Genomic DNA, 22,966 nt, shown 5'->3' on the forward strand with positions numbered 1-22,966 from the left:
GGCATGCAGGGCGAGATCGACCGGATCAACCGCGATATCAACGCGCTGGGCGCGGTCAACCTCGCCGCGCTCGACGAGTTGACCACGTCACGCGAACGCAAGGCCTTCCTCGACGCGCAAAACGCCGACCTCAACGAAGCCATCACCACGCTCGAAGGCGCCATCCACAAGATCGACCTGGAAACGCGCGACCTGCTGGGCAACACCTTCAACCAGGTCAACGAACACTTCGGCCGCATGTTCCCCAGTCTCTTCGGTGGTGGCCAAGCCCGGCTGGTGATGACAGGCGACGAAATTCTGGATGCCGGCGTGCAGGTGATGGCCCAGCCGCCGGGCAAGAAGAACAGCACCATCCACCTTCTCTCGGGTGGCGAGAAGGCGCTCACCGCCATCGCGCTGGTGTTTGCGATTTTCCAGCTCAACCCCGCGCCGTTTTGCTTGCTGGACGAAGTGGACGCGCCGCTCGACGACGCCAACACCGAGCGCTACGCCAAGCTGGTGAAGGAGATGAGCAAGGGCACGCAGTTCCTCTTCATCAGCCACAACAAGATCGCGATGGAAATGGCCGAGCAGCTGATCGGCGTGACCATGCAGGAGCAGGGCGTGTCGCGCATCGTGGCGGTCGACATGGAAGCTGCGGTCACCCTGGCCGAAGCGGCCTGAGCCTGCACACCCACCCGGCACGATGAACAGTCTCACGATTGCGTTGGCGTGTTTGGGCGGCGTGGTGCTGGCCGGCATCGTGGCGCACGGTGCCTGGCAAGCCCGCAAGGCCGGCCCTAAGCGAGCCGAACAAGCGCCGGTGGAGCCGCGTGAGCCGGTGCTCGATGGCACCTCGGCCGAGCGCGTCGAGCCCACTTCCGGCTCGGCATCCGGCTCGGCAGATGAGCCCGAGGCACCGCTGCCGATGGCGCTGCCGCGCCGCGCCAGCCTGCGCATCGATGCCCTCATCGACGCCATTGCCACCCTCACGCTCGAAGCGCCCGTGAGTGGCGAGATGGTCTTGGCGTACCAGCCGCCCACACGCCGTGCGGGCAGCAAGCCCTTCTTGATCGAGGGCCTGAACGCCGAGACCGGCGAGTGGGAAGCACCACTTCCCGGCCAGCACTACAGCGAGATCCAGGCGGGTGTGCAGTTGGCCAACCGCACGGGCGCGATGAACGAGATCGAGTACTCCGAGTTCGTGCAGAAGATCGAGCCGTTCGCCGACGCCATCGGAGCCATGGCCGACTTCCCCGACATGCTCGACGCCGCCAACCGCGCCCGCGAACTCGACGCCTTTGCCGGCCAATGCGACGCGCAGCTGGCCGTGCACCTGAAGGCCCGATCGGCCGCCTGGAGCGTGGGCTACATCCAGCAGCACGCTGCACGCCATGGTTTCGTGGCCGGCATGGTGCCGGGCCGTCTGGTGCTGCCGTCTACCGAAGACGGCGCGCCGCCCGTGCTCACGCTCACCTTCGACTCACAAGCGGCCCTGGCCGACGACCCCAACCAGGCGGCCGTGCGCGACGTGACGCTCAGCTTCGACGTGCCCCAAACCGACCCAGCGGCCGACCCCTTCATCGCCTGGCAGGCCAGCGCGCAAGCCTTGTCGCTCGGCATGGACGCCGGCATCGTTGACGACAACGGCCAGCCGCTCAGCCCGCAGGGTTTTGCCACCATCGGGAACGAACTGAACCGGCTGTACGACGCGCTGGAGGGCCGCGACCTGGCAGCAGGCTCGGCAGCCGCGCGGCGCCTGTTCAGCTGAACATACGGAAAGCCGCTCGACCCTCTGGCCAGGGGTTGGTTGAAGCGATATCAAAAAGGCCGGGGAGGGAAAACTTTGAAACACATCATCGCAATCGTCGTGATGGGCTGCGCCTTGGCGGGCTGCGCCACACGATATGGTGGCGCCGGCCTCACCGGCGGACACGTCGACCAGGCCGGGCCTGGCAAGCTGCAGAAAGTGGACTTTCACGGCAATGGGTTCATCGCGTCAGAGACGGTTCAGAAGTACGCGCTTTACCGCTGCGCCGAACTCGCCAAACAAAACGGCAAGCCGCACTTCGTGATCTTCGAAAGCCTGCACGCTGCAGCGACCGACCGGCCCGCCCAGCTGCCCCGCGTGGGCGCGCTCGGCAACAAGCCCAGCGCCTCGGCTTTCATGCTGACGCTGGATCAGCCGCGCAACGGTTCGATGCAGACGCAGACCGTGCTCGATGAACTCGACGCGCTGGTCAAACCCGCGCCCACCGCCAAGTAACCGGGAGCCCCACATGACGATCAAACCTTGGCTGGTTGCGGGTGGCGTGGTGGCACTGTTGAGTGGCTGCGGCGCGATGCCGTATCAGCCGGCCCCCAATGAAGTGATGGCGCCGGTGCGCTTTCTGGGCCTAGGCAGCCCGCTGATGTGCAAGGACGGCAAGGTCTACCGACTCGACACCGTCGCCAACACCAACGTGGTGAACGTGCCGGTGGGGCAGCGCATCTCGTTCGGAGCGAGCATCCGCTCGGAGGGCTACAACGTGGTCTACACCTGTGGCGCCTGGCTGGGCTTCGTGCCCGAGGCCGGCCGCAGTTACGTCGCCAACTCGGGCCTGGCCAGCACCGGCCGCTGCTTTACCGAGCTGGTGCGCGAAGACGCCGCGAAAGACACCGGGGTGAGCGTCGAGCCGAGCATTCGCCCGTCGGCCTGCGTGGCGCCCAAGTAGCCGTTCGTCGCAGAATCGCGGCATGACATCGACCGCCGACGCCACCGAACGCCGCGCCGCTGAGCTGCGCACGCAGCTCAACCATCACGCTCATCGCTACTACGTGCTCGACGACCCGCAGCTCCCGGATGCCGAATACGACCGGCTGTTCCAGGAGCTGCAGGCCATCGAGGCCGCTCACCCCGAGCTGCTGACGCCCGACTCGCCCACGCAGCGAGTCATTGGCAAGGTGCTCGACGGTTTTGTGCCGGTCTTGCATGCAGTGCCGATGCTGAGCATTCGCACCGAGACCGACACCGAGTCCAGCGGTGCACTCTCCTTCGACGCCCGCGTGCGGCGTGAGCTGGCGTTGACGCCCGAAGACCCGCCGGTTGAATACGCCGCCGAGCTGAAGTTCGATGGCCTGGCCATCAACCTGCGTTACGAAAGCGGTGTGCTGGTGCAAGCCGCCACGCGCGGTGATGGGGAGAAGGGCGAAGACGTCACACAGAACATTCGCACCATCGGGCAGATCCCGCTGCGATTGAACGGCGTGGCCGCGCCTGTGCTCGAAGTGCGCGGTGAGGTCTACATGAGCCGCGACCAGTTCGAAGCGCTCAACGAACGCCAGCGCGAGCTGATCGCACAAGGCGCCAAGAACGAAAAGACCTTCGTCAACCCGCGCAATGCGGCGGCCGGTGCGGTGCGCCAGCTCGACCCGGCCATCGCGGCCAAACGTCCGCTCAGCTTCTTTGCCTACGGCTTGGGGGACGTGCAGGGCTGGGAGATCCCGCCCACGCACAGCGCGATGCTCGATACGCTGTCTGCCTTGGGTCTGCCGGTCTGCAGTGACCGAACGGTGACGCAGGGTGCCGTGGGCCTGGTGGCTTTTCACCAGGCGATGGGCGAGAAGCGCGACGGCTTCTCATTCGACATCGACGGTGTGGTCTACAAGGTCAACTCGCGCGAGCTGCAAAAGAAGCTCGGCTTCGTGTCACGCGAGCCGCGCTGGGCGGTGGCCCACAAGTACCCGGCACAAGAGCAGATGACGGTGGTGCGCGACATCGACATCCAGGTCGGCCGCACCGGCAAGCTCACGCCCGTGGCCAAGCTGGAGCCGGTCTTTGTGGGCGGCACCACGGTGAGCAACGCCACGCTGCACAACGAAGACGAAACCCGCCGCAAGGACGTGCGCATCGGCGACACGGTGGTCGTGCGCCGTGCGGGCGACGTGATCCCCGAGGTGGTGAGCGTGGTGCTCGACAAGCGCGCTGCCGACGTGGGCGAGCCCTTCGACCTGTACCAGCGCCTGGGCGGCAAATGCCCGGTCTGCGGCAGCGGCATCGCCCGCGAAGAAGGAGGTGCCGATTGGCGCTGCAGCGGCGGCCTGTTCTGCCCGGCACAGCGCAAGCAGGCCATCTTGCACTACGCCGGCCGGCGCGCGATGGATGTGGAAGGCCTGGGCGACAAGCTGGTCGACCAGCTGATCGAAGCGCAGGTGGTGCACAGCCTGCCCGACCTCTACAAGCTGGGGCTCGCCAGCCTCAGCACCCTCGACCGCATGGGCGAGAAGAGCGCGCAGAACCTGCTCGCCGGGCTGGAAAAAAGCAAGCGCACGACGCTCGCACGCTTTCTGTATTCACTCGGCATCCGCCAGATCGGCGAGACCACCGCCAAGGACCTGGCCAAACACTTTGGCTCGCTCGATCGCATCATGGACGCGAGCATCGAGCAGCTGCTGGAGGTCAACGACGTCGGCCCGATCGTGGCGCAAAGCATTCGCACCTTCTTCGAGCAGCCGCACAACCGCGAGGTGGTTGAGCAGCTGCGCGCCTCAGGCATCACCTGGGCCGAGCACGATGGTGAAGGTGACCTGGCGCCGAAGCCGCTGGCCGGCAAGACCTTCGTGCTGACCGGCACCTTACCCGTGCTCAGCCGCGACGAGGCCAAGGAAATGATCGAAGCCGCAGGCGGCAAGGTCTCGGGCTCGGTGTCGAAGAAGACCACCTACGTGGTGGCGGGCGAAGAGGCGGGCAGCAAGCTCGACAAGGCACGCGAGCTGGGTGTGGAGGTGATCGACGAGGCCGGCTTGCGTGCCCTGTTGCCTGCGGGGGACGAAAGGCTCTGAATCGGCGCCAGCCGGTGTGTGGCAGGCGGTGACCTGCCATAGACTCAAAACCTCTCTCCACCGCAGGTGCGCGCAACGCATGGCCACACCAGATCACACCATGACGACGGGGGCTTCGACCAAGAAGACCTTGTACGAACTCCTCGGCGTGGCGTCCGATGCGACGCCGGAGGCGGTCAAGGCGGCCTATGACGTGGCGGCGGCCGCTCCCGACCTCGACGCGGGCCAGCAGGTGGCGTTGAAAGAAGCGGCCAGCGTGCTGTCGAGCACGCGGCGGCGCACTCAGTACGACCGTTCGCTGCGCCAGCGCGAGGCACCCCCCGAAATCGTGGTGCTCGAAGAAGATGACGACGAGCCCACGGGTTACGGCAGAAAGCCTTGGCTGGTGCTGGGTCTGGTGGTGTTGATCCTGGCGGGCTGGTGGTGGGCCCAGCGGCCTGCTGCCAAGCCACGGACGCCGTCACTCGCGAGCGCGCCGCCGGCTGCTGCCGTGGCCACGAACGAGCCCGCCGTGGCGGCAGTGAGCGTGTCGCCCGACAAGGCGCGTGAGGGGCTGTTGCTCGGAACCTGGAACTGCCAGGGCCCGCTGACCGGCAGCGGCCTCAGCCTCAGCTTCGTACAAGACGGCACCTACTCGGGCACCTCGGACGGGCAGCCCGTGCGCGGCTTCTACACGCTGGCGCAAAACGCGTTGACGCTTAATGATGGCCGGCAGTCGAATGTCTTCGCCGTCGAACAACTTGCCGCCCAGGGCCTGGTGATCAGCCGTGGTGAAGGCAAGCGGCTGGCGTGCAAGCGTTGATGACTTGAAGAGGCCCCGAGCATGCAGCACACCCATCTGTCCAAACTCGCCGTGCGGGCGAGCCTGCTCGTGCTGATGGCCAGCCTGCCTTGGGCCGCCCAGGCGGCCTGGACCTGCACCAACCAGGCCGGCAAGACGACGTTTCAGGATCGGCCTTGCGAGGGCAAGGCGCCGTCCGATAAATGGGCGCCGGTCAAGACGCGCGACCTCAGCACCGCGGGTGCGCAAGAAACCCTGCGCCGCTTCGACGCCGCCGTGAACGAGCGCGACCTGGTCGCGGCCGGTCGGTTGTTGTCCAAGGATTTCAGATCCCTGTTGGTAGACAAGCGTGGCCGCCACGAACTCGGGCGCAATGAATACATGGAATCGATGACGCGTGCGGTGCAGGCCGCCCAGCGCTACCAGGGCGAGCGCCGTTGCAATGACGGGCGCCCCGACGCCTTGTCGCAAAGCCTGCGGCTGGAGTGCCGCAACGCGGTGCGCGTCGACCAGTCGCGGCGCGCTGGCAACAGCATCGAGACGCTGGAGATCGTGCGCCTCGTGCTCGAAGGCGACGAGATCAAGATCGTCGAGATCAGCAGCGTGCCACCGCAAGCGGTCAACGGGGCGGCGCCAGCCCCCAAGAACTGACGCCGCAGCGCGCACGCGAGCGTCTAGAAGCTCACACGCAGCCCCGTCTTCAAGGCCCGCCCCGGCAGCGGCGACAGCTCACGCACGGTCTGGATGCTGGCGGCGTTGTAGGCCAGTTCGTTGCCGGCGTTGGTGAGCTGCAAGAACCACAGCCCGTCGCTGCCTTGCACGGTGAAACGCCGAGTGATCGACAGGTTGATCATCGTGTGGCTCGCCGTGGGCGTATCGGTCGAAGGCACTCGGGTTTGCCGCGCCGCGTGATCGAGTTCGATGCGCCCGCCCCACAGGCCATGGCTGGCATCCACGCCGACCAGGGCGCGCAGCGGCGCCACACGCGGCAGCGGCTGGCCGGTGTCGAGGTTGCTGCCGCGGGTGAGGTCGAGCTTGCCCGACAGGTCGAGCGCCACCGGGCCCTCGAGCAGGCGTTGTTTGCCGTTGATCTCGATGCCGTTCATGCGGGCCCGCACCGAGCGGAACTCGTACTCGGGGAAGTCTTCGCCATCGACCGTCACGTCGTTGCCGGTGGCCTCCAATGCGATGAAACGCGAGAAGCGCGCATGGAAGGCCCCGATGCGCAGCAGGTTGGCGCCGTCTTTCCATTCGAGCGCCACATCGAGGTTGTTGCCGCGTTCGGATGCGAGCGTGGTGTCGCCGCGCTCATAGGCACTGGTGGCCGCGTGCACGCCGTTGGCATACAGCTCGAACGAGGTCGGCGCACGTTCGCTGAAGCTGAGCGCCCCTGACAACGACCATTGCGGCGACAGCTTGAACACGTTCGACAGCGAGGCGCTGCGCAGCGAGAAGCTGCGCTCGGCGGCGGGGCCGAATTTCGCGTCCAGCGGATCGGCGTCGCCCTCGGAGCTGACCTTGTTGCGCTCCAGCCGCAGGCCCGCCGAGAGGGTGCCTCCCGTCCACGGCAGTTCTTCCAGCGCGAACAGCGCCTGCTTGCGGGTGCGGGTCCTGGGCACGAAGGCTTCTTCACCCAGTGCCGAGAAGTCGAAGTCTTCGAGCTGCACACCGAACATGCCGCGCAGCGGCCCGAGAGGTGCGTGCCGGGCTTCGATGCGAATCTCGTCGCCCGAGGTCTTGAAGGTGGTGCCGATCTCACCTGTGCCCTCGATCTCTTGATGCTCGTAGCGGGTGTGGTTGAGTTGTGCCTTCAGGCCGAGCAGTGGGGCGTCGCTGAAGCTCACCTCACCGGCCAGGCCGACGTGGTCACGCTTCATCTGGATGGTGACGTCGGGCTCGACCACCACGCCGTAGCGGCTGTCGTAGGTGTCGACCGACACCCCCAGGTAGCCCCGGTCGAAGAAGACCGAGCCGCCGAGCGCACCGCCGTGCGTGCGGCTGGCCGAGTTGCGCACGCGGTCGGTCTCGGGCAGCGGCGAGCCGTCTGCCAGCGGCGTGTGGGTGGGCACGCGCAGGTTTTTGGTGTTGCGGCCGAAGACGTCGGCGTGCAGCACGAACTGCCCGTTGCCTGCTTCGACCAGCGCGGCACCACCACGTTCACCTTGCGCGCCGCCCAGGCGGGCCTCGACAACACCCGAGACGCCGCTCATGCGTTCGCGTGGAATGCGGTTGTCGAGCGCGTTGACCACACCGCCCACCGCGCTGCCACCGTACAAGAGCGCGCCCGGGCCGCGCAACACTTCGAGCCGCTCGATGAACAGCGGGTCGATGGGCACGGCGTGGTCGAAGCTCAGGCTGGAGGCGTCGAGCGACGCGCCGGCATTGCTGAGCACGCGCACGCGGTCGCCGTCGAGCCCGCGGATCACCGGCCGGTTGGCGTTGGGCCCGAAATAGCTGGACGACACGCCGGGTGTGCCGTTCAAGGTGTCACCCAGCGAGCTGCCGCGGCGCAACGTGAGCTCGTCGCCGGTGAGCACGCTCACGGGCGTGGCGATATCGCGGCTGCCGAAGGGGTTGCCGGTGACGACGACGGGGGGCAGTGTGGTACTGGCGCCCTGGGCTTGTGCGAGGGAAGAAAAGGCCACGCCGATGGCGCTGGCCAGCGCCGCGCGGCGCAAAGAAATGTGGGATGGCATGAGAGGTCTCTCGGATACGGGGAGTGAGAGCCGCGCGCACTGCACGGGCTCAATGCGGCAACTCGCGCGCGTCGCGCAGCGGCTGCCGAAGACGGGGGAGGGGCGCGAGACGCGCCGGCGCGTCAGGCCAGCGTGGGTGGCGCGCGTGCGCAGTAGCTGCGCTCAAGCGCCGGCTGGTGCCCGCACGGCACCACGGCCAGGCGGTGTGCGGTGCTGAAGTCGCAGGGCAGGGCCGACACCGGCAAGGGTGCGAGGTCGGCGTGGGCCAGCTGGTCGAACAGCCGGCAGTCGGTGTCCAGCGTGTGGCCCGCGAACAGGCCGCCCAGTGCAGAGGTCGCGTGGCCCGCGGTGCTGGCCACGGCGGTGTTGCTGCCCGCAGGCTGCTGCACCGAGCGGTGCAGCAGGCCCAACGATTGCGCCAGCAGCAAGCTGGCCACCGTGAGGTGAACCAACCAGCTGCGCAAGCGAATGGCGTGCAGGCGTGTCATGCGGGAATCGGGCGCGGGTCAGGTTGTGACTGAGAGGGCGGAAGCTATCACAAGCCGCTGACTGCTCAACGACAATGCCGACAAAAGCCCGAGCCCCTGAGGGTGGCCTCTCATCCCCTCTTGAACCAGAATCGCGACCATGACCGTTCGAGAAATCCTGAAGATGGGCGACCCGCGTTTGTTGCGCGTGGCCAAGCCGGTGAAGCAGTTCGACACGCCCGAGCTGCGAATCCTGATCGACGATATGTTCGAGACCATGCACGCGGCCCACGGCGCGGGCCTGGCGGCACCGCAGATCGGTGTTGACCTCGCGCTGGTGATCTTCGGCTTCAAGCGTAACGACCGTTACCCCGACGCGCCGCCCGTGCCTGAAACCGTGCTCATCAACCCGCAGATCACGCCGCTGTCTGACGACGAAGAAGACGGCTGGGAGGGCTGCCTTTCAGTGCCGGGCCTGCGTGGCGTGGTGCCGCGTTTTACGCGCATTCGATACAGCGGCTTCGACCCGCAAGGCCGCCCGATCGACCGTGAGGCCGATGGCTTCCACGCCCGGGTGGTGCAGCACGAGTGCGACCACCTGATCGGCAAGCTCTACCCGATGCGGGTGCGAGATTTCAGCCAATTCGGGTTCACGAGCGTGCTTTTCCCCGATCTTGACCCCGCGGACGACGACTGAAAACCGGGAGTTTTGCGAAGAAACGTTTCTGTCGTCAGCCTGGCCCGCTCGCGGCACGTTGTAGGTGGAACCCTGGTGGTTCACCGCACTCGAAAGCGAGACATGCCTACGAAAAACCTGGAAATTGCCGCATCGCGCTCGCGCGAGCTCAGGCCCGCCCCCGCCCAATGGTTGGGTTTGTTGTTCGGCCTGCTGTTGCTCAGTCTGCTGGCGTGGCCCGCCCGCGCGGCAGACGAACCCGACCCGCCCTCGCGTGCCGGTCGCCTGGCCGAGCTCAACGGGCAGGTCTGGATCTACGCCACCGACAGCAACGAATGGATTCCCGCCACCCGCAACCGCCCTGTCACCTCCGGCGACCGCCTCTCGACCGAGGCCGATGGGCGCGCTGAAGTGCGAATCGGCTCCACCGTGTTGCGCGTGGCCCCCAACACCGAGTTGGAGATCCGAGAGCTCGACGACGATCGCCTGGGCCTGCACCTGCACAGCGGCAGTGTATCGGCCCGCTTGCGCACGCGCGAAGCGGCCGGCGAGTTCGACCTCGTCACCGGCGAAGGGCGCTTTCGCACCGAACGCAGCGGCAACTATCGCTTCGACCGCAACGACGACACGACCGTCGCCACCGCCCTCAGCGGCCAGATCACCTACGAAAACGACGGCACGGCGCTGACCGTGCAACAAGGTCAGCGGGTCGAGTTCTGGAAGCAGCGTGGGGTGCCCCAGTACGCCACCAGCACCCCCCAGCGCGACGACTTCAGCGACTGGGTTGGCTCGCGTGACTCACGTGAAGAGCGCAGCGTGTCGTCACGCTACGTGTCGCCCGAGATGACCGGCGTCGAAGACCTCGACCGTTATGGCCGCTGGGAGCAGAACACCGAATACGGCCCGCTGTGGATTCCTGTCACCGTCGCCCCCGGCTGGGCGCCGTACCGCATGGGCCATTGGGCCTGGGTCAGGCCCTGGGGCTGGACCTGGGTCGACGACGCGCCCTGGGGCTTTGCCCCTTTCCACTATGGACGCTGGGTTTACCACCGCAACAACTGGTGCTGGACACCGGGGCGCTATGAGGCGCGGCCGGTGTACGCGCCGGCGCTGGTGGCGTGGGTGGGTGGGCCCCATGTGAGCGTGTCCGTCACGGTGGGACGCCCGCCCACGGTCGGCTGGTTCCCGCTCGGCCCGCGTGAGGTCTACGTGCCGGGCTACCGCGTGAGCCCGCGTTATGTGCGCAACGTGAACGGCAACCACGTGACCAACATCACCAATGTCAACGTCATCATCAACAACCCCGGGCAATACATGGCCGGTGCGAGCTATGTGAACCGGGGCCGGCCGAACGCAGTGACCGTGGTGCCGGCGAGCGTGGTCGAGCGCCGCCAGCCAGTGGCGCCTGCTTTCCGCCCCGTGAACGACCGTGACCTGCGCGACATGCAGCGAGACCGCCCACGCGCCGATGCGCCGGTCGTGGCACCGCCGCGCTGGACACCGGGCTCGCGCGAGGTGGTGGATCCGCGCGTCTCTCGCCCGGGTGTGCGCCCTGGTGAGATCACCCGACCTTCGCCGGTGGTGCAGCAGCCCGGCATGGGAGGGCGAGAGCAGGGCAACGGCCCGAATGTCGGTCGGCCTGATGACCGAGATCGCCGTGGGCGTGACACCCCACCGCCTGGAGCCAACAACCCGCCACAGGCAAGACCTCCGGTTTGGCAATCACGCGACAACGACGAGGGCCGCGGCAACAACAGGCCGTCGCCGCAGCCTGAATCACCACGCGTGCGCCCCTTGCCGCCGGCCCAGCAAGGTGATTTCCAGGGTAACAACCCGCCGCGGGTGGGTGTGCCACCACCGCGCCCGATCGTGACCGACCGCGCGCTGGCACCCCCGCCTGACGAGCGCAAGCGCCACCATGAAATGCCCGGCCCACCGCCACGCGCGGTGCAGGCACCAGCGCCGGCGCCCGTGCAGGTGGCTCCGCCACCGCCCGTGGTGCGCCCGCCCGCGCCGGTGGTGCAGCGCCCGCAGGCGCCGCCACCCCCGCCGCGTGAAGCCCAGCCGCAGCCCGAGGTGCGTCAGCCGCCGCGCGTGCGTGAAGAGCGTGAACGCTCGAACGATCGTGTGGAACGTATAGAGCGTGGCGAGCGTGGTGAGCGCGGCGGCGAGCGCCGCTGATCAGCGCAGCAGCGGCTTCAGCCCCACCCACACATTGGCCAGCATGATCGGGTGGGCCTGTTCGCGCGGGTGAATGCGGTCGGGCTGGAACAAGGCCTCGGCATTCGGCACGTCGGCCACGCCCTTCAGCAAGAAGGGCACGAGCGCGGCGTTCTCCGCCTTGGCCACGCTCTGGAACAGCGCCGCAAAGTCGTCGCTGTACTGCCGCCCATAGTTGGGCGGCACCTGCATGCCGACCACCAGCACCTTGGCACCCGCCGCTTTCGCGGCGCGCGCCATGGCCAGCAGGTTGTCGCGTGTCATGTTGAGGGGCAGGCCGCGCAGGGCGTCGTTGCCACCCAGCTCCAGCACCACGAGCGTCGGCTTGTGTTGCTTGAGCAACGTGGGCAGCCGCGAGCGCCCGCCCGAGGTGGTGTCGCCGCTGATGCTCGCGTTGACGACGGTGGCCGGCAGCTTGTCAGCTGCCAGGCGCTGCTCAAGCAAGGTCACCCAGCCTTTGCCTCGCTCCAGGCCATATTCGGCCGACAGGCTGTCGCCCACCACCAGGATCACCTGCGCGCCTGCGGCTTTGCCGGGCAAGCCTGCGCCGGCAAGGGCAAGCACGGTACAGTGCCTCAGCAATTTTCTGCGCGTCCACACCATCTCAAGTCGATTCATGTCTGAACCCATCATTGCCGTCGAGCGTGTCACCAAACAAGTGCAGGACTCGAGCGGCCTGCTGACGATTCTCCATGAGATCGACTTCACCCTGCCGGCCCAGCAGTCGGCGGCGATCGTGGGCGCCAGCGGCTCGGGCAAGAGCACCTTGTTGTCGATCATTGCCGGCTTGGACACACCGACCACCGGAACAGTTCGCCTCGCCGGCACCGATTTGTTCGTGCTCGACGAAGACGCCCGTGCTGCCGTGCGTGCCGCGAAGGTCGGCTTCGTGTTTCAGAGTTTTCAGCTGCTCGGCAACCTGACGGCGCTGGAGAACGTGATGCTGCCGCTGGAGCTGCAAGGCCGCAACGATGCACGTCCCTTGGCCACCGAGATGCTGCAGCGTGTGGGCCTGGGCGAACGTCTCTCGCACTACCCCAAGGTGCTCTCGGGCGGTGAACAACAGCGCGTGGCGCTCGCCCGCGCCTTCGTCGTGAAGCCCGCCGTGCTGCTGGCGGACGAACCCACCGGCAGCCTCGACTTCGCCACCGGCGGCAAGGTGATGGAGCTGATGTTCGAGCTCAACCGCGAAGCCGGCACGACACTCGTGCTCGTCACCCACGACCGCGAGATTGCGGCGCGTTGCGACCGACAGCTGCGGATCGAAGCGGGGCGTGTCGATTTGAGTTAGTGCTGGGGTGAGGCCTTTTCACCGCCAAGGCGCCAAGAACGCAAAGGTCGCCAAGTCAATCCAGTCTTTCTTTGCGACCTTTGCGTTCGTGGCGCCTTGGCGGTAAATCGAACCTGACAAGCAAAAAAAGGGTGCCCAGTGGCACCCCTTTTGATTGAGCAATACAGCAGATCAGTTGCTGAACTTGTAATCGGTCTTAGCCTTGGCTTTGATGTCATCGCGGAATTTCGCGAGGCGCTGCTGGCCCAGGCGCTGCTGGATCTGCGGCTTCACTTCGTCCAGGCCCGGGAACTGCGCCTCGCGCGTGTCTTCGAGCTTGATGATGTGGTAACCGAACTGCGACTTGACCGGTGTGTCGGTCATGTCGCCCTTTTTCAGAGCCGACAAGGCCTTCGAGAACTCGGGCACATAGGAGTCGGCTGCGGCCCAGTCGAGGTCGCCCCCTTTTTCACCCGAACCCGGGTCCTTCGAGCTCTTCTTGGCGAGTTCGTCGAACTTGGCTCCGCCCTTGATCTGGGCGATCAGCGCCTTGGCTTCGTCTTCCTTCTCGACCAGGATGTGGCGCGCGCGGTACTCGGTGCCGCTCGACTGCGCCTTGAACTTGTCATACTCGGCCTTGATGTCGGCGTCGGCGATCGGGTTCTTCTTGGTGTAGTCGTTGAAGAGCTCGCGGATCAGGATGCTCTGGCGGGCCAGCTCCATCTGGGCCTTGTACTCGGGCGAGCTGGTCAGCTTGCGGCGCTCGGCTTCCTGCATGAACATCTCGCGCAACACGACTTCGTCGTTGACCTGCGCTTCGAGTTCCGGCGTGCGCGGTTGGCCGCCTTGCTTGGTGGCTTGTTGCAGCAGCGTTTCGGCGCGAGCCTTGGGCACCGGTTTGCCGTTCACGATGGCGATGTTTTGAGCTTGTGCGGCCAGCGGGAACAGCAGCGCGACAGAGACAGCCAACAGCGAGGTGCGGGCAGCGAGAGACAGCTTCTTCATGGGCTTGGTGCCTTTCAACGGGATGGGTCGGAAGAGGGGAGGCGGGCTGTGCAGCGGTGTGGTGGCCGGTGGGCCGGCGGCTGCGCAGTGTCAGCTTTCGCCCGGAGCGCGGGCTTCGATGGCGAGCGCGTGGATGCCGCGCGGTATCAAAAGTTGGACGGCATCATATACGAGGCGATGTCGCTTCACGTGTGACAAATCGGTGAAGCGATCGCTGACGATGCGCACGCTGAAATGACGCCCTTCGCGTGCGCCCGCGTGGCCGGCGTGCTGGTCGCTGTCATCGGTGATGGCGAGGCTTTGCGGTTGCAGCGCATCGCGCAGCGCGGTGTCGATCTCTTCGGCGGTCACGGCCATGGCGGATCAGGCTTTCTCTTCGGCGGGCGCCTTGGGGCTGTCGGTCTCGTCTTTCATGTAGCGGCTCAGGTAGATCACCTGGCCGACGGTGAAGACGATCATCAGGCTGTAGACGCCAAACACCTTGAAGGTGGCCCAGGTCGAGGTCGAGAAGTTGAAGGCCACGTAGAGGTTGATGACGCCCATCACCGCGAAGAAACTTACCCACAGCAGGTTGAGGCGCGACCACACCGTGTCAGGCAACTGGAGCTCACCGCCGATCATCGACTGCAACAGGTTCTTCTTGAACAGCACCTGGCTGACCCACAGCGCGAGGCCCATGGCCCAGAAGGCGGCCGTGGGTTTCCACTTGATGAAGGTGGCATTGTTGAACCACACGGTGGCCCCGCCGAGCACCACCACCAGCGCGAGCGTGATCCACAACATCAGGTCGATCTTGCGGCGCATCAGTTTGAGCGTGGTCACTTGCACGAGCGTGGCGGCGATCACGACCAAGGTCGCCAGCAGCACCGGCGCCTCTTCCACCCCGACCGCGCCGCCCGAGACGATGAACCCGAGGTGGTCGGTCGCAAAAGCAGCGGCCCATTCCTTGTGGGACTCGGCAAATTTGAAAGTGCCGAAAAACAGCAGCAGGGGCAGGAAGTCGAGGAGGAATTTCATTCGAGGGAGCGTGAAGGCGTCTCAGGGCGAGGGCTTGAAGTCTATCGAAGCCGAGTTAATGCAAAACCGCTCCCCGGTCGGCTCGGGTCCGTCTTCGAACACGTGGCCGAGGTGCGAACCGCAGTTGTTGCAGCGAACCTCCACCCGCACCATGCCGTGCGCCTTGTCGACTACGCGCTCGATCACATCACTGTTGACCGGCTCCCAGTAGCTCGGCCAGCCGCAACCGGCGTCGAACTTGGTGTCTGACTTGAACAGCGGCGTGCCGCAGCCGATGCAGTTGTACTGGCCGTTCTTGAAATGGTCCCAGTACTTGCCGGTGAAGGCGCGCTCGGTGGCGGCGTGGCGTGCGACCTCGTACTGCATCGGGTCGAGCTGGTTGCGCCATTCAGCGTCGGACTTTTCAACTTTGTATTTGCTCATGATGAACAAGACACCTCAATCGATTGCGCCCACTCGGGCGGGAAGTCGGCATACGCCGCGTGTTCGGGTTGTTCGTCGAAGGGGCGCTCCAGAACTTTCAGCAGCCGCTCTGTTTCCGAGAAATCGCCCGCCTGCGCCTCGCGGATCGCCACTTCGGCGAGGTGGTTGCGAAGCACGTACTTGGGGTTGACACGGTTCATTCGCAAGCTGCGCTCGGCGTCGACACTGCCTTCTGCGCGAAGGCGTGCGCTGTATTGCGCGGCCCAGGCATCAAAGGCCTCGCGGTCGATGAACAGGTCACGCAGGGGCGAGTTGACCGCCCCCTCGGTGGTGCTGAACTGAGCAAGCCGCCGGAAGCTGATGCTGAAGTCGCTGCGGTCAGCGGCCATGCGCTTGAGCAGCCCATCGATCAGGTCGCGGTCAGAGTCTTGTTCGGTCGCGAGGCCGAGCTTGGCGCGCATCTTCTGCTCCAGCGCGCGCGGGAAGGCGGTCTTGTAGACCTCCAAGGCCTCCAGCGCTTCATCAGGCTCGTTGATCAGCGGGAGCAGCGCCTGGGCCAAGGCATGCAGGTTCCAGAAGGCCACGTTGGGCTGGCGCGCGTAGGCATAGCGGCCCTGGTGGTCGGAATGGTTGCAGACGTGCCCGGGGTCGAAGGCATCGAGAAAGCCAAACGGCCCGTAGTCGATGGTCAGCCCGAGGATCGACATGTTGTCGGTGTTCATCACGCCATGGCAGAAGCCCACCGCCTGCCAGTGCGCCATCAGCTCGGCCGTCTGGCGCGACACCGCGTCGAGCAGGCCCACGTAAGGCTGTGGCAAATCGAGACACTCGGGGTAGTAGGCCGCGATCACGAAGTCGGCCAGCTGCTTGAGCGCGGGCGTGTTCTCGGCCGTGTGGGTGAAGTGCTCGAAGTGGCCGAAGCGAATGAAACTTGGCGCCATGCGTGTGACCACGGCAGCGGTTTCCATGGTTTCGCGGCGCACCGGCAAGGCCGAGCCGGTGATGCACAGTGCGCGCGTGGTCGGCACGCCCAGGCCGGCCATGGCCTCGGAGCCGAGAAATTCGCGGATCGATGAGCGCAACACCGCACGACCGTCGCCCATGCGCGAGTAGGGCGTGAGGCCCGCACCCTTGAGCTGGATCTCCATCGGGCCCTGGGGCGTGTCGACCTCGCCCAGCCAGTGCGCACGGCCGTCACCCAACTGGCCGGCCCACACACCGAACTGGTGGCCGCTGTAGACACTGGCCAGCGGGCGCATGCCAGGCGTCAGCGCATTGCCGCTGAAGACCTGAAGGCTGTGGTCATCACGGGCTTGTTCGGTGAGCCCGAGCAGCGTGGCGCACGAAGGGCTCCAGGCCACCCAGTGCGGGTCGGGCAAACCTTGTGTGGGGAGTGCGGTGAAGAAGGTGTCGCCCAGTGCCGCAAATCGGTTGGGCCAACGCCTGCCTTGCAAGGCGAGGGTCTGTGCGTCGTCGAATACAGCAGCCATCGCCGCAGTTTAGCGAGTAGGTGGTTTCTGGCTTTCTCTAGGGGTAAACAGCAGGAATTCACGAGGGCAGCGGCTTCCTATCATCGTTGCATCGCAGCAATGAATTTTTGGAGGAAACGCATGTCACGCCTGATGGGCCAGATGATGGAAATGCCGCTGATGATCTCGTCGCTCATCACCCACGCGGCGCGGCACTCGGCCGACACCGAGATCGTGTCGAAGCGGGCCGAAGGCGACATCCACCGCTACACCTACAAAGACTGTGAACTGCGCTCGCGCAAGCTTGCACAAGCCCTGGGGCGGCTGGGCTGCGAGCCCGGCGACCGTGTCGGCACGCTGGCCTGGAACGGCTACCGCCACCTCGAGATCTACTACGGCACTTCAGGTTCGGCGCTCGTCTGCCACACCATCAACCCGCGGCTCTTTCCGGAGCAGATCGTCTGGATCGCCGAGGACGCGAAAGACCGTGTGCTGTGTTTCGACCTCACCTTCTTGCCCTTGGTCGAGAAGCTAGCGCCGCAGCTCTTGAGCATCAAACACTTTGTGCTGATGACCGACCGCGCGCACATGCCGGCCAGCAGCACGCTGGCCAGGCTGCTGTGCTACGAAGAGTTGATCGACGCCGAGAACGGCCAGTACGCCTGGCCCGAGTTCGACGAAGGCACCGCATCGAGCATTTGCTACACCTCGGGCACCACCGGCAACCCCAAGGGCGCCGTGTACACCCATCGCTCGACCCTGCTGCATGCGTTCGGCAGCGCCTTGCCCGACTCGCTCGGCTGCTCGGCGAAAGACGTGATCCTGCCCGTGGTGCCCATGTTCCACGTCAACGCCTGGGGCCTGCCCTATTCTGGCCCGCTGGTGGGCGCCAAGCTGGTGATGCCCGGGCCGCACCTCGATGGCAAATCGCTCTACGAACTCTTCGAGAGCGAGAAGGTGACTTTCAGCGCCGGTGTGCCGACAGTCTGGCTGGGCCTCATCAACTACGTCATGCAGAACAAGCTCAAGTTCAGCACCTTCAAGCGCACCGTGATCGGCGGCTCGGCCTGCCCGCCGGCCATGATGCGCACCCTGCAAGAAGAGTTCGGCGTGGAAGTGATCCACGCCTGGGGCATGACCGAGATGTCGCCGCTGGGCACGCTGGCCAAGCTCAAGGGCAAACATTCAGCGTCGAGCAAAGAGGAACAGCAGCGCCTGCTCGCCTCGCAAGGGCGTGTGGTCTACGGCGTCGACATGCAGATCCTCGACGACGACGACAAGCCGCTGCCTTGGGACGGCAAGGCCTCGGGCAACCTGGTGGTGCGTGGCCCCTGGGTCATCAGCAGCTATTTCCAGCGCGATGAGTCACCGCTCGTGAAGGTTGATGGGCAAGACTGGTTCCCGACCGGTGATGTGGCCACCATCGACGTCGACGGCTTCATGCAGATCACCGACCGCAGCAAGGACGTGATCAAGTCGGGTGGCGAATGGATCAGCTCCATCGACCTTGAAAACATCGCCATGGCACACCCGGCGGTGCACGAAGCCGCTGCAATCGCATGCCGCCATCCGAAATGGGATGAACGCCCCTTGCTCGTGGTGGTGAAGAAGCCCGACGCGAGCCTCACCCGGGAAGAGTTGCTCGGCTTTTTTGAAGGGCGCATCGCCAAATGGCAGGTCCCGGATGACGTGGTTTTCGTTAGCGAAATCCCTCATACGGCGACCGGCAAGATCCAGAAACTCAAGCTGCGGGAATTGTTCAAAGAACATCAGCTGCCCGCGGCTTGACAGGTGGGCGAGCACTGAGTTGTCTCGGGCGGCTTCTACGTGTTTGCACTGTCGTGCGATTCCGGGTATTCCTTGAAGCTTTGCGAAGCAATGTTCGGTTAAGGTCACATGGTTTGATTTATGTACCCAAGGAGAAGTAGATGAAATTCACCAAGAAGATGTTCGGCGTTTCAGTCGCTGCCGTTCTGGCCCTCAACGCGAGCGTGGCCTTCGCCCAAGCCGGCGAAACCGTCAAGATCGCGTTTATCGACCCGCTGTCGGGCCCCATGGCCAACATCGGTACCGGCATCCTGCACACCTTCCAGTTTCTCGCCGAGCGCGAGAGCGGCAAGGCCAATCCTGCAGGCGTCAAGTACGAGATCGTTCCCTTCGACAACAAGGGTTCGCCGCAAGAAAGCCTGAGCGTCCTGAAGGCCGCCACCGACCAGGGCATTCGCTACATTGCGCAAGGCAATGGCTCGGGTGCCGCTGCTGCCCTGATCGACGCGATCAGCAAGCACAACGAGCGCAACCCCGGCAAGGAACTCGTGTTCCTGAATTACGCTGCCGTCGACCCTGACCTGACCAACAGCAAGTGCAACTACTGGCACTTCCGCTTTGACGCAGACACGTCGATGAAGATGGAAGCCATGACGACCTACATGAAAGACGACAAGAGCGTCCAAAAGGTCTACATCATTGGCCAGAACTATGCCCACGGTCACCAGGTTGCCAAGTACGCCAAGGAAACCCTGGCCCGCAAGCGCCCCGATGTGCAGATCGTCGGTGAAGACCTGCACCCCATCGCCCAGGTGAAGGACTTCGCTCCTTACGTTGCCAAGATCAAGCAGTCGGGTGCCGACACCGTGATCACCGGCAACTGGGGCAATGACATGGCCCTGTTGTTCAAGGCTGCCAAGGATGCCGGCTTGACCGTCAACTTCTACACCTACTACGCTGGTGCGACCGGCGGCCCGGCCGCGCTGGGTGACTACGGCCTGGGCAAGGTCAAGTACGTTTATGGCTCGTACCCCAACCTGCCGGGCGAGGCTCTCGACGTTCTGAAGGGATACGAAGCCAAGTACAAGGGCGAAGACTTCAGCACGGCGACCGTCGTCCACCTCTACAAGACGCTGGGTTCTGCGATCGCCAAGGCGAAGTCGACCGACCCGGTGAAGGTGGCCAAGGCCATGGAAGGCCTGTCGGTCAAGAGCTTCTCGGGCGAGATCACGATGCGTGCCTCCGACCACCAGCTGCAACAAACGCTGTACCTGGCGACCTGGAGTAAAACCGACAAGAAGAACACGATCGCTCGTGAAGGCACCGGCAACACCTGGATCGCTGAAAAGACCTTCGAGCCGTACATCTCGAGCACCCCGACCACCTGCCAGATGAAGCGCCCGGCCTGATCGGCTGAGCTGCTGAATCGCTGCGAAGGCCGGTCCTTCTGCAGCAAAGCGCAACGTTCCAGCAAAGAGGCAAGCCTTGACGGGCTTGCCTCTTTTTGTGCGTTGCGGCAGGGAAGTCCCTAGCGCGGGGTGTCGCCTAGATGATTTACGTTGAGCACTGCTCGCGTGCAACATCGCGGAGGCGTTCTTGCCTGGGTCGCCAGCCCGCAATTTGCGAAGCCTTGTTCTCTTGCGTGCCAAGCGAAACCCCCTGGGTTCGCACTGCTGCGCACGGGTTGTTTTCTCTTTCTTGTATCAAAGGACGCGATGGAGTTCTTCACCATATCGCTGTTGAACGGCATCAGCTACGGGCTGCTGCTGTTCATGCTGAGTTCGGGGCTGACCCTGATCTTCAGCATGATGGGCGTGCTCAATTTCGCCCATGCCAGCTTCTACATGCTAGGCGCCTATTTCGCCTTCACCATCACCAAGTATTTCGGCTATTGGCCGGCACTCTTTCTGACGCCGCTCGTCGCGGGTCTGATCGGTGCGATGTTCGAGCGGTATTGCCTGCGCCCGGTCCACAAGTTCGGGCATGTGCCGGAGTTGCTGATCACCTTCGGCCTCTCGTTCGTGCTGCTCGAACTGGTGCAGCTCACCTGGGGCCGCCTGCCGGTGGACTACCGCGTGCCGCCCGAACTCGATGGCCCGCTGTTCACGCTGTACGGCACGCAGTTTCCGATGTACCGAGGCTTCATGATGTTCATCGCCTTGTTGATGCTGGTGTCGATCTGGCTGCTGCTGTCCAAGACCCGCATCGGCCTGATCATCCAGTCGGCGCTGACGCACCCGGAGATGTCCGAGGCCCTCGGCCACAACGTGCCCCGTGTGTTCATGCTGGTGTTCGGTGGCGGCTCTGCGCTGGCCGGGCTGGCCGGTGTGATCGGTGGCAATGCTTATGTCACCGAGCCGGGCATGGCGGCTGCCGTGGGCCCGATCATCTTCGTGGTGGTGGTGGTCGGCGGGTTTGGCTCGCTGGCGGGCGCCTTTGCGGCGTCGCTCCTGATCGGCGTGCTGCAAACCTTCGCGGTGGCGCTCGACCAGTCGATGCTGACCTTGCTGCAGAACGTGAGCATCAACATTGACCCGGCCACCTTCGGGTACGCCGTTCTCAAACTGAAAATATCCGAGGTCGCACCGATCTTGCCGTATGCGTTGCTGGTGTTGATGCTGATCTTCCGCCCCAAGGGCCTCATGGGCACACGTGAGGGCTGATGATGAGCAACGCACAATTCTTCCAATTCAAGCCCTTCAACGTGGGCCGGCTGATCGTCTGGAGCGGCTTTGCCTTGCTGCTGATCGTGGCGCCTCTGCTGTTCAAGAGCAGCCTGGCGCTGACCGTGTTGTCCCAAATGGGCTACATGATCATCATCTGTCTGAGCTACAACGTGTTGCTCGGCCAGGGTGGCATGCTGAGCTTCGGCCATGCGGTGTACACCGGGCTTGGCGCTTTCCTGGCCATCCACGCGGTCAACCTCATCAGCGCGGGCAAGATGCCGCTGCCGGTGAGCCTGGTGCCGGTGGTGGGTGGTCTGGCCGGTGCGGCGGTTGCCGCGTTGCTGGGCTGGGTCTCCACCAAGAAGGCGGCCAACACCTTTGCCATGATCACGCTCGGCGTGGGCGAGCTGGTGTTCGCGATGTCGCTCATGTTCCCCCAGTTCTTTGGTGGCGAAGGCGGCATCAGCGGCAACCGGGTGGTGGGTGCGCCGTTCCTGGGCATCACCTTCGGCCCGCAGATTCAGGTGTACTACCTGATCGCGGTGTACTGCTTCGTTTGCACCGGCCTGATGTTCATGCTGACGCAGACGCCCTTCGGTCGCATGCTCAACGCCGTGCGCGACAACCCCGAGCGGGTCGAGTTCGTGGGCTACAACACCCAGGTCGTGCGCTACATCGCCTTCATCATCGCCGGCTTTTTTGCCGGCATTGGCGGCGGCCTCACGGCGCTCAACTTCGAGATCGTGACGGCTGAGTCGGTGCACGCCGCGCGCTCCGGCGCCTACCTGCTGTTCACCTTCCTCGGGGGCGCGCTGTTCTTCTTCGGGCCGATCATCGGCGCGTTGATGTCGGTGCTGGCCCTGGTGCTGCTGTCCGAGATCACCAAGGCCTGGCTGATCTACCTCGGCCTGCTGTTCATGGTGATGGTGATGTACGCACCGGGTGGCTTCTCCAGCCTGGTGATGATGAACCTGCGCGTGGCGGCGTTTGGCAAGTTCCGTCGCCTCTGGGTGAACTATCTCGGGCTGGCCGCCACGCTGGTGGTCTGGCTGCTGGGCGCTGCCGCGCTCATCGAGATGGTGTACCACCTGCAGCTGGAAGCCGCGTCCGGTGATGAGGTGCGCTTCTTCGGCGTGGTGCTGAACATCAAGAGCCTGGGCAGCTGGCTGGGCTCGGCGGCCGTCTTTGTGGTCGGCTACTCGCTCTTCGAGGTGGTGCGGCGCAAGTTCGCGCTGGAGTGGGGCACGATCCAGGAAGAAATCGAAAAAGAAATTCACCGCAGAGGTAGCGTATGAGCCAGGGCTCAGTTTCAACCCATAGCGAATGGGCGGTCGAGCTCGACGACGTTCGCAAGAGCTTCGGCAAGACCGAGATCATTCGTGGTGCCAGCCTGCAGGTCAAACAAGGCGAGCGTGTTGCGATCATCGGCCCCAACGGGGCTGGCAAATCGACCTTGTTCAACCTCATCAGCGGGCGCTTCGGCCTGAGCAGCGGCCAGATCCGGCTGCATGGTGAGCGCATCGACGGGCTGCGGCCCTTCGAGATCAGCCGCAAGGGCCTGGCGCGCAGCTTCCAGGTGTCGAACCTGTTCAGCAAGTTGTCGGTGTTCGAGAACATCCGGTGTGCGGTGCTGTGGTCCATGGGCTACCGCTACGTGTTCTGGAAGTTTTTGTCCAACCTGCACGACGCCAATGACCGCGCCGAAGAGG

Annotated in this window: 23 protein-coding genes; 15 read left to right on the plus strand and 8 right to left on the minus strand. The window is 64.9% G+C overall.

The window, feature by feature from the left end:
• From RMO40_RS16615 to RMO40_RS16645, 7 genes are all read left to right on the plus strand, one after another.
• The coding region (locus RMO40_RS16615; RefSeq protein ID WP_489660181.1) for a chromosome segregation SMC family protein at nt 1-663 on the plus strand (663 nt) is incomplete at its 5' end.
• A 22-nt stretch (nt 664-685) separates the two neighbouring features.
• Entirely contained in the window at nt 686-1,750 is a 1,065-nt protein-coding gene (locus RMO40_RS16620; RefSeq protein ID WP_309723814.1) for a cell division protein FtsZ, read from the plus strand.
• A 75-nt stretch (nt 1,751-1,825) separates the two neighbouring features.
• Entirely contained in the window at nt 1,826-2,245 is a 420-nt protein-coding gene (locus RMO40_RS16625; RefSeq protein WP_309723816.1) for a CC0125/CC1285 family lipoprotein, read from the plus strand.
• Nucleotides 2,246-2,258: 13 nt separating this feature from the next.
• Nucleotides 2,259-2,693, plus strand: coding sequence for a hypothetical protein (locus RMO40_RS16630; protein ID WP_309723819.1), 435 nt, complete (start codon nt 2,259-2,261; stop codon nt 2,691-2,693).
• 22 nt (nt 2,694-2,715) lie between these two features.
• The gene (ligA, locus tag RMO40_RS16635; RefSeq protein WP_309723821.1) at nt 2,716-4,800 is read left to right on the plus strand and encodes an NAD-dependent DNA ligase LigA; all 2,085 of its coding nucleotides are present in this window, start codon (nt 2,716-2,718) and stop codon (nt 4,798-4,800) included.
• Between the two features lie 100 nt (nt 4,801-4,900).
• On the plus strand, nt 4,901-5,602 hold the full coding sequence (locus RMO40_RS16640) for a hypothetical protein (RefSeq protein WP_309723823.1): 702 nt from the start codon (nt 4,901-4,903) through the stop codon (nt 5,600-5,602).
• 21 nt (nt 5,603-5,623) lie between these two features.
• The gene (locus tag RMO40_RS16645; protein ID WP_309723825.1) at nt 5,624-6,232 is read left to right on the plus strand and encodes a DUF4124 domain-containing protein; all 609 of its coding nucleotides are present in this window, start codon (nt 5,624-5,626) and stop codon (nt 6,230-6,232) included.
• Between the two features lie 23 nt (nt 6,233-6,255).
• On the opposite strand, the gene RMO40_RS16650 is transcribed toward RMO40_RS16645, so the two are convergent.
• Nucleotides 6,256-8,277 (minus strand): TonB-dependent receptor domain-containing protein, encoded by a 2,022-nt coding sequence (locus RMO40_RS16650; protein WP_309723828.1) that lies wholly within the window; start codon nt 8,275-8,277, stop codon nt 6,256-6,258.
• 122 nt (nt 8,278-8,399) lie between these two features.
• Complete coding sequence (locus RMO40_RS16655; RefSeq protein ID WP_309723830.1) at nt 8,400-8,765, minus strand: hypothetical protein; 366 nt, start codon at nt 8,763-8,765, stop codon at nt 8,400-8,402.
• Between the two features lie 139 nt (nt 8,766-8,904).
• Here RMO40_RS16655 and def point away from each other — a divergent pair, with 139 nt between their 5' ends.
• Nucleotides 8,905-9,441: a peptide deformylase gene (gene def, locus RMO40_RS16660; protein WP_309723832.1), complete on the plus strand. Its 537-nt coding sequence runs from the start codon at nt 8,905-8,907 to the stop codon at nt 9,439-9,441.
• Between the two features lie 102 nt (nt 9,442-9,543).
• Nucleotides 9,544-11,601: a DUF6600 domain-containing protein gene (locus RMO40_RS16665; RefSeq protein WP_309723835.1), complete on the plus strand. Its 2,058-nt coding sequence runs from the start codon at nt 9,544-9,546 to the stop codon at nt 11,599-11,601.
• Here the strand turns inward: RMO40_RS16665 and RMO40_RS16670 are convergent, their stop codons facing one another.
• Nucleotides 11,602-12,243 carry a GDSL-type esterase/lipase family protein gene (locus RMO40_RS16670; protein ID WP_309723865.1) on the minus strand — a complete coding sequence of 214 codons (642 nt, stop codon included), beginning with the start codon at nt 12,241-12,243 and terminating at the stop codon, nt 11,602-11,604.
• Nucleotides 12,244-12,256: 13 nt separating this feature from the next.
• Here RMO40_RS16670 and RMO40_RS16675 point away from each other — a divergent pair, with 13 nt between their 5' ends.
• Nucleotides 12,257-12,931 (plus strand): ATP-binding cassette domain-containing protein, encoded by a 675-nt coding sequence (locus tag RMO40_RS16675; protein ID WP_309723837.1) that lies wholly within the window; start codon nt 12,257-12,259, stop codon nt 12,929-12,931.
• A gap of 171 nt (nt 12,932-13,102) precedes the next feature.
• On the opposite strand, the gene RMO40_RS16680 is transcribed toward RMO40_RS16675, so the two are convergent.
• The 5 genes from RMO40_RS16680 to RMO40_RS16700 form a co-directional block, all read right to left on the minus strand.
• A complete protein-coding gene (locus RMO40_RS16680; RefSeq protein WP_309723839.1) occupies nt 13,103-13,915 on the minus strand; it encodes a peptidylprolyl isomerase in 813 nt (270 codons plus the stop codon).
• 90 nt (nt 13,916-14,005) lie between these two features.
• The gene (locus RMO40_RS16685) at nt 14,006-14,272 is read right to left on the minus strand and encodes a BolA family protein (protein WP_309723841.1); all 267 of its coding nucleotides are present in this window, start codon (nt 14,270-14,272) and stop codon (nt 14,006-14,008) included.
• A 6-nt stretch (nt 14,273-14,278) separates the two neighbouring features.
• Nucleotides 14,279-14,932 (minus strand): septation protein A, encoded by a 654-nt coding sequence (locus tag RMO40_RS16690; protein WP_309723843.1) that lies wholly within the window; start codon nt 14,930-14,932, stop codon nt 14,279-14,281.
• Between the two features lie 21 nt (nt 14,933-14,953).
• The gene (gene msrB / locus RMO40_RS16695) at nt 14,954-15,355 is read right to left on the minus strand and encodes a peptide-methionine (R)-S-oxide reductase MsrB (protein WP_309723846.1); all 402 of its coding nucleotides are present in this window, start codon (nt 15,353-15,355) and stop codon (nt 14,954-14,956) included.
• A complete protein-coding gene (locus RMO40_RS16700; RefSeq protein ID WP_309723848.1) occupies nt 15,352-16,845 on the minus strand; it encodes a protein adenylyltransferase SelO family protein in 1,494 nt (497 codons plus the stop codon). Before RMO40_RS16700 ends, msrB begins: the two co-directional genes overlap by 4 nt.
• A gap of 120 nt (nt 16,846-16,965) precedes the next feature.
• Between RMO40_RS16700 and RMO40_RS16705 the strand changes: the two genes are divergently transcribed.
• From RMO40_RS16705 to RMO40_RS16725, 5 genes are all read left to right on the plus strand, one after another.
• Nucleotides 16,966-18,612: a 3-(methylthio)propionyl-CoA ligase gene (locus RMO40_RS16705; RefSeq protein WP_309723851.1), complete on the plus strand. Its 1,647-nt coding sequence runs from the start codon at nt 16,966-16,968 to the stop codon at nt 18,610-18,612.
• A 140-nt stretch (nt 18,613-18,752) separates the two neighbouring features.
• Nucleotides 18,753-20,000 (plus strand): ABC transporter substrate-binding protein, encoded by a 1,248-nt coding sequence (locus RMO40_RS16710; RefSeq protein WP_309723853.1) that lies wholly within the window; start codon nt 18,753-18,755, stop codon nt 19,998-20,000.
• A 306-nt stretch (nt 20,001-20,306) separates the two neighbouring features.
• Nucleotides 20,307-21,254: an ABC transporter permease subunit gene (locus tag RMO40_RS16715; RefSeq protein WP_309723858.1), complete on the plus strand. Its 948-nt coding sequence runs from the start codon at nt 20,307-20,309 to the stop codon at nt 21,252-21,254.
• Between the two features lie 2 nt (nt 21,255-21,256).
• Nucleotides 21,257-22,552 carry an ABC transporter permease subunit gene (locus RMO40_RS16720; protein ID WP_309723860.1) on the plus strand — a complete coding sequence of 432 codons (1,296 nt, stop codon included), beginning with the start codon at nt 21,257-21,259 and terminating at the stop codon, nt 22,550-22,552.
• A partial coding sequence (locus tag RMO40_RS16725; RefSeq protein ID WP_309723863.1) for an ATP-binding cassette domain-containing protein occupies nt 22,549-22,966 on the plus strand: 418 nt, incomplete at its 3' end. The genes RMO40_RS16720 and RMO40_RS16725, both read left to right, overlap by 4 nt.

Origin of the sequence: Rhizobacter sp. (assembly GCF_031412075.1) — a bacterium.
GTDB lineage: Bacteria > Pseudomonadota > Gammaproteobacteria > Burkholderiales > Burkholderiaceae_C > Rhizobacter.

Coding starts and splice junctions, on each gene's coding strand:
- RMO40_RS16620 (WP_309723814.1), top strand. CDS start 686: ATGAACAGTCTCACGATTGCGTTGGCGTGTTTGGGCGGCGTGGTGCTG.
- RMO40_RS16630 (WP_309723819.1), top strand. CDS start 2,259: ATGACGATCAAACCTTGGCTGGTTGCGGGTGGCGTGGTGGCACTGTTG.
- ligA (WP_309723821.1), top strand. CDS start 2,716: ATGACATCGACCGCCGACGCCACCGAACGCCGCGCCGCTGAGCTGCGC.
- RMO40_RS16640 (WP_309723823.1), top strand. CDS start 4,901: ATGACGACGGGGGCTTCGACCAAGAAGACCTTGTACGAACTCCTCGGC.
- RMO40_RS16645 (WP_309723825.1), top strand. CDS start 5,624: ATGCAGCACACCCATCTGTCCAAACTCGCCGTGCGGGCGAGCCTGCTC.
- RMO40_RS16650 (WP_309723828.1), bottom strand. CDS start 8,277: ATGCCATCCCACATTTCTTTGCGCCGCGCGGCGCTGGCCAGCGCCATC.
- RMO40_RS16655 (WP_309723830.1), bottom strand. CDS start 8,765: ATGACACGCCTGCACGCCATTCGCTTGCGCAGCTGGTTGGTTCACCTC.
- def (WP_309723832.1), top strand. CDS start 8,905: ATGACCGTTCGAGAAATCCTGAAGATGGGCGACCCGCGTTTGTTGCGC.
- RMO40_RS16665 (WP_309723835.1), top strand. CDS start 9,544: ATGCCTACGAAAAACCTGGAAATTGCCGCATCGCGCTCGCGCGAGCTC.
- RMO40_RS16670 (WP_309723865.1), bottom strand. CDS start 12,243: ATGGTGTGGACGCGCAGAAAATTGCTGAGGCACTGTACCGTGCTTGCC.
- RMO40_RS16675 (WP_309723837.1), top strand. CDS start 12,257: ATGTCTGAACCCATCATTGCCGTCGAGCGTGTCACCAAACAAGTGCAG.
- RMO40_RS16680 (WP_309723839.1), bottom strand. CDS start 13,915: ATGAAGAAGCTGTCTCTCGCTGCCCGCACCTCGCTGTTGGCTGTCTCT.
- RMO40_RS16685 (WP_309723841.1), bottom strand. CDS start 14,272: ATGGCCGTGACCGCCGAAGAGATCGACACCGCGCTGCGCGATGCGCTG.
- RMO40_RS16690 (WP_309723843.1), bottom strand. CDS start 14,932: ATGAAATTCCTCCTCGACTTCCTGCCCCTGCTGCTGTTTTTCGGCACT.
- msrB (WP_309723846.1), bottom strand. CDS start 15,355: ATGAGCAAATACAAAGTTGAAAAGTCCGACGCTGAATGGCGCAACCAG.
- RMO40_RS16700 (WP_309723848.1), bottom strand. CDS start 16,845: ATGGCTGCTGTATTCGACGACGCACAGACCCTCGCCTTGCAAGGCAGG.
- RMO40_RS16705 (WP_309723851.1), top strand. CDS start 16,966: ATGTCACGCCTGATGGGCCAGATGATGGAAATGCCGCTGATGATCTCG.
- RMO40_RS16710 (WP_309723853.1), top strand. CDS start 18,753: ATGAAATTCACCAAGAAGATGTTCGGCGTTTCAGTCGCTGCCGTTCTG.
- RMO40_RS16715 (WP_309723858.1), top strand. CDS start 20,307: ATGGAGTTCTTCACCATATCGCTGTTGAACGGCATCAGCTACGGGCTG.
- RMO40_RS16720 (WP_309723860.1), top strand. CDS start 21,257: ATGAGCAACGCACAATTCTTCCAATTCAAGCCCTTCAACGTGGGCCGG.